4 protein-coding genes are annotated in these 3,852 nt (G+C 61.1%); 2 read left to right on the top strand and 2 right to left on the bottom strand.

The window, feature by feature from the left end:
• Together VGG64_15145 and VGG64_15140 are read right to left on the bottom strand one after the other, a co-directional pair.
• Positions 1-1,536: S8 family serine peptidase (locus VGG64_15145; protein ID HEY1600938.1), on the bottom strand; the 1,536-nt coding region annotated here is incomplete at its 3' end.
• Between the two features lie 224 nt (positions 1,537-1,760).
• A complete protein-coding gene (locus tag VGG64_15140; protein HEY1600937.1) occupies positions 1,761-2,462 on the bottom strand; it encodes a hypothetical protein in 702 nt (233 codons plus the stop codon).
• Positions 2,463-2,932: 470 nt separating this feature from the next.
• Between VGG64_15140 and VGG64_15135 the strand changes: the two genes are divergently transcribed.
• Positions 2,933-3,334 (top strand): BlaI/MecI/CopY family transcriptional regulator, encoded by a 402-nt coding sequence (locus tag VGG64_15135; GenBank protein ID HEY1600936.1) that lies wholly within the window; start codon positions 2,933-2,935, stop codon positions 3,332-3,334.
• Positions 3,335-3,351: 17 nt separating this feature from the next.
• The coding region (locus tag VGG64_15130; GenBank protein ID HEY1600935.1) for a hypothetical protein at positions 3,352-3,852 on the top strand (501 nt) is incomplete at its 3' end.

Raw genomic sequence — 3,852 nt, 5'->3', positions numbered from 1 at the left:
GCTCGGCACATAGGGATCGAGATCGCGCCCTCCCGGCCCTGCGTAGCGCATCTGCGACCGAAACCAATCGCGGCGCGCCTCGCTGCCGAAGTCGTAACCCAATCTGCCAAGTGCATACACCAGTTGCGTCGACCTGCCCTTGCAGCCGCAGTCCGACGGGCTGATACCGGCGGCGGTCAGATTGGGCAAGGAACTGGACAAGAATCCGCCGACTGGCGACAGACCTGCCGCCGAAATTCCAGCATCCCCGCACGACGAATCATCCACAGAGCATGGACGTACGACGGGCGCAACTGCGCCTTCTTCCCGGAACGCACTCGCGCTCGAATGTACGCCACGGCCCGCAGCCACTTCCAAGGACGGCAAGCGATCTCTCCAACGCGGATCGTCATTGGTTGTCGATTCAGAACGCGCAATGGCTTCGGTCGAGGGGCCAATCGCCGCGTCGGCGGCCTGCTGCGAAATGATGTTTTGGGTGCTGGGCATCTCGGTCATGTCGTTAACCCCTTGCAGGATGAGTGAAATGGCCCCTGGCACGTGCAGGCGACCCGTTAGCAAGCGACGGCAATCCGACGCTTGTTGGAAATCGCAGCCGCGGGCGCTGCGCAGAATGGCGTCCCGCACCAGCCAGGCATTGGCCTGGCCGTGAAGCTTGAATTGCAAACTCAAGAGCAAACCGCAAATGCCTGAAACGATAGCCGCGGCGAAACTGGTTCCAGTTTGGGCGTGTGTGCCTCCGCCGGGAACGGCACCGATGATGTCTTGGCCCAGCGCCAGTACCCCGTGCGACTGGTAAAGCTCTCCCCAATTACTGAACTCCAAGGGGTTGCCGTCGGACGTCATTGCCCCGACGGCAAGCACAGAGCCCAGCGCGCCCGGAACGTGTAGGCAAGCACATCCCTGATTTCCGGCGGCCGCGACGAGCAGTACGCCCCGCTCGCCACAACGGCGCACTGCATCGGCCAATAACGGATGGGCCTGCCCCGTGGCCGACGCCTGGCCGCCGCTGACGTTGATCACTTGCGCACCAGCTGCCACCGCCTGATCAATGGCTCTGGCCAGGTCCAACTCCGAACACGGGATCACCGTATTGTCTGGCCCGTCGTGGAACACCGGTAGAATTAGGCCGGTGCAGTGGGGAGCGATCCCCGCGACCGTTCCATTGGTCGCAGCAATGCGGTGTGAAGGAAATGTCGTGTCGTGCGCACCAAAAATAATGCTGGACACATGTGTGCCATGCCGGGCCGCGGCCCCCCACGGCGGCCGCGAGCAGCCATTCAACGTGTCGATGTACTGCAAACCGGCGGCCGCCAGGCTGGCGTGATCTTTGTCGACCGGACCGTCGAGGATGGCCACCCTCACACGCGGATCGCCGCGCGTCGCCCGCCATAGGTCCCACAGGCCGGGAATTGCGCGGGCCAATTGGCCAGCCGAAGTGCCTTCCTCTCCATGCGGCACGTAGCCCGCCACGCCGGCGGGCGAGATGTCGCGACGCAAACTTGTGGGTGAAGGGAAGGTCGTCATGGCCGAACGCATGGGAATTGACGAGGTAAATGCAAATTAGAGGATCATACGAACGGCCTTGATTCTTGGGCCGCGCTGCATCGCTTCGCAAGACGCAACATGGACACGATCGAGTGTTGATTCAGGTGCAGGTGCATAACGCTTGTATCGAACCTGCACATTCGCATCAGACTGACGGAGCAGTCACCACGATGGCCGTCAGCCGATCACTGCCCAGGTTGCGACCCTAATGCGAGCTAACGCGCACGCGCATGTTCCCAGCAGATTTGCCGACCATTGCCATTGCCGTGAAAGCGAATCAAGGACTTGCGTTGATTGCGGTTCAACGATTTCACAGTGGCTTGCAGCCGATGCTTCGAATCCTGATCGTGTGCCGGAGGTAATGGGTCATCGATTGAATGCGGCCAGCCCATTTCTTGAAAAGCCGCCAGCACGAGCGCCTGATTCGGCGCTGGTACCCGGTAGCGCTTCACGACCTGATTCTTGTAGCGCAATTCGCGCCGGTCGGCGATCCATTGCGGCAGATTGCGAGACGCGCTTTCTTGGGACGGCGCGGATCGAGGTTTCGCGCGCGACGTCGCTAAATTGTCCGCGTCAGAAGTATCCGCCGGACGAGAGCCGAGCACGCGCCTAATTATCGCTGCGCCGTCTGGCGCGAGCGTCAGGCAGGTGTCGGGCGGGAAGGAGGTAACGGCCAACAACCGGAACGAACGCTGCGCGTCGCCCGGAATTGTGATTTCCTTGCCATGCTCGGCCAATCGTCGAGCGATCAGCCAGCGTACGTCGGCCAATGTGGCGCCACTGGCCAAGAGTCCTGTCAGCTCGATGGCAAACTGCCATCGATCGACCTGACCATCCATGGCGTAGTCGTATGCGGTGAGCAAATCGGCGAGCGCCGGCCGGCAGCGTTCAGGGATGATGGCCGCAACGTCAGCCATAGGGCACCATTCAATGTCGTCGTTTCAGCGGTATCGATCGCCAGGCGATAGTTCACGCCGTGGCAGCCCAATATTGTGGACGGGGGGAGTGACAAGAAGCTGTCATAGCGGGGCGCAATTAGGGGAAGATTGCGGGTGCCCGCGTGGAATCGCGCGCACCGGGACGATGCAAGAGCGCTAAGCAGCTTGATTGGGTGCGGGTGGAGTAATCTTCGGAGGAAACGCTCGCCGCCACAGGTCGACGCCAGAGCGAACCGCATTTGTTTCCAAACTTGTGCTGCACGGTCATCGCCGCATTTCTCGATCGTTCCGACTAGGAGCAACGATGGATTCCTTTGTTCGATGCGTTGGCGCGCGGCGCGAATCCCAGTCTGCAAGGCGACACACCATTCTTGTTGACAAAGGATTACATATGTAGTCTAATGGCCAGGGTTGCGGGCACACATGGTTTTCGTAGAGAGAGAGCGTTCATGCCGTCGCACGACGATCCGACGCCGCTTTCGCCGGCCGAATGGGAAGTCATGAAGGTCATTTGGGACCATGGTCCCTTGGCGGCACGCGATGTCTACGCCCGGCTGCCGGACCGTCGCGGCTGGGCCTACAAGACGGTGAAGACACTCCTGTCGCGACTCGTGGCAAAAGAGGCCGTGGCCTATGACCAGGTCGGGAATTCGTATCTTTATCGCGCGGCGGCCGACCGTGACGATATGACGCGCCGAGAAGTGCGTAACGTGTTCCAGCGATTGATTAGCGCGGCCTGTTCTCCGGTATTGGCTCAATTCATCGACGAGGCCGACCTTTCTGAGGCGGAAATCCGCGCCTTGAAACGGCGGCTTGACGACAAACGTAAGAATAAAAAATCGTCGCGTTAGGCGAGGAGGGCAATGTCGTGTGGGCCATCGATCGACTTGCGCAGACCTGGTCAGATTGGATCGTGCCGGCCAGCTGGCAATTGGCGCTGTTGACATGCCTGGTGGCCGCCGTGCTGGTTGTTACAGCACGCCAAATTTCGCCGCGGCTACGCCATGCTTTGTGGCTGCTCGTGCTGTTAAAGGTATTCCTGCCTCCCGGTCTGACCGCACCTTGGAGCGTGGGTCGCTGGGCTATTGCGCCCCTTGTTAATCAAACGGGTATCTCCCAGACACTGTCGCTGAGCAGAAGAACGGCCGAGCCGAAGGAAGCGGCCGTGTCTACGGGGCAGGCTGCTCCGCCGATTGACGAGACCGTGCCGGTGCAGGCGTCACCCCTATCTCGCGACGGCGCTATGTCACCGGCGGTGTGGATGATGTTGGGCTGGTTGGCCGGCGTTTTGGCCTTTTGGGCAGCAGTTGCCTGGCGCTATGCGCGGTTGTTGCGTGCCTCGCGCGCAACCCCCACGATCGACGAGGGG

Source organism: Pirellulales bacterium (assembly GCA_036490175.1).
Taxonomy (GTDB): Bacteria; Planctomycetota; Planctomycetia; order Pirellulales; family JACPPG01; genus JACPPG01.
Note: the sequence above shows the minus strand (reverse complement) of the source record. Positions and strands in the feature narration are given on the sequence as shown.

What these genes read in the sequence shown, in the direction of transcription:
- VGG64_15140 (HEY1600937.1), bottom strand. Translation starts at nt 2,462, where the DNA reads ATGGCTGACGTTGCGGCCATCATCCCTGAACGCTGCCGGCCGGCGCTC.
- VGG64_15135 (HEY1600936.1), top strand. Translation starts at nt 2,933, where the DNA reads ATGCCGTCGCACGACGATCCGACGCCGCTTTCGCCGGCCGAATGGGAA.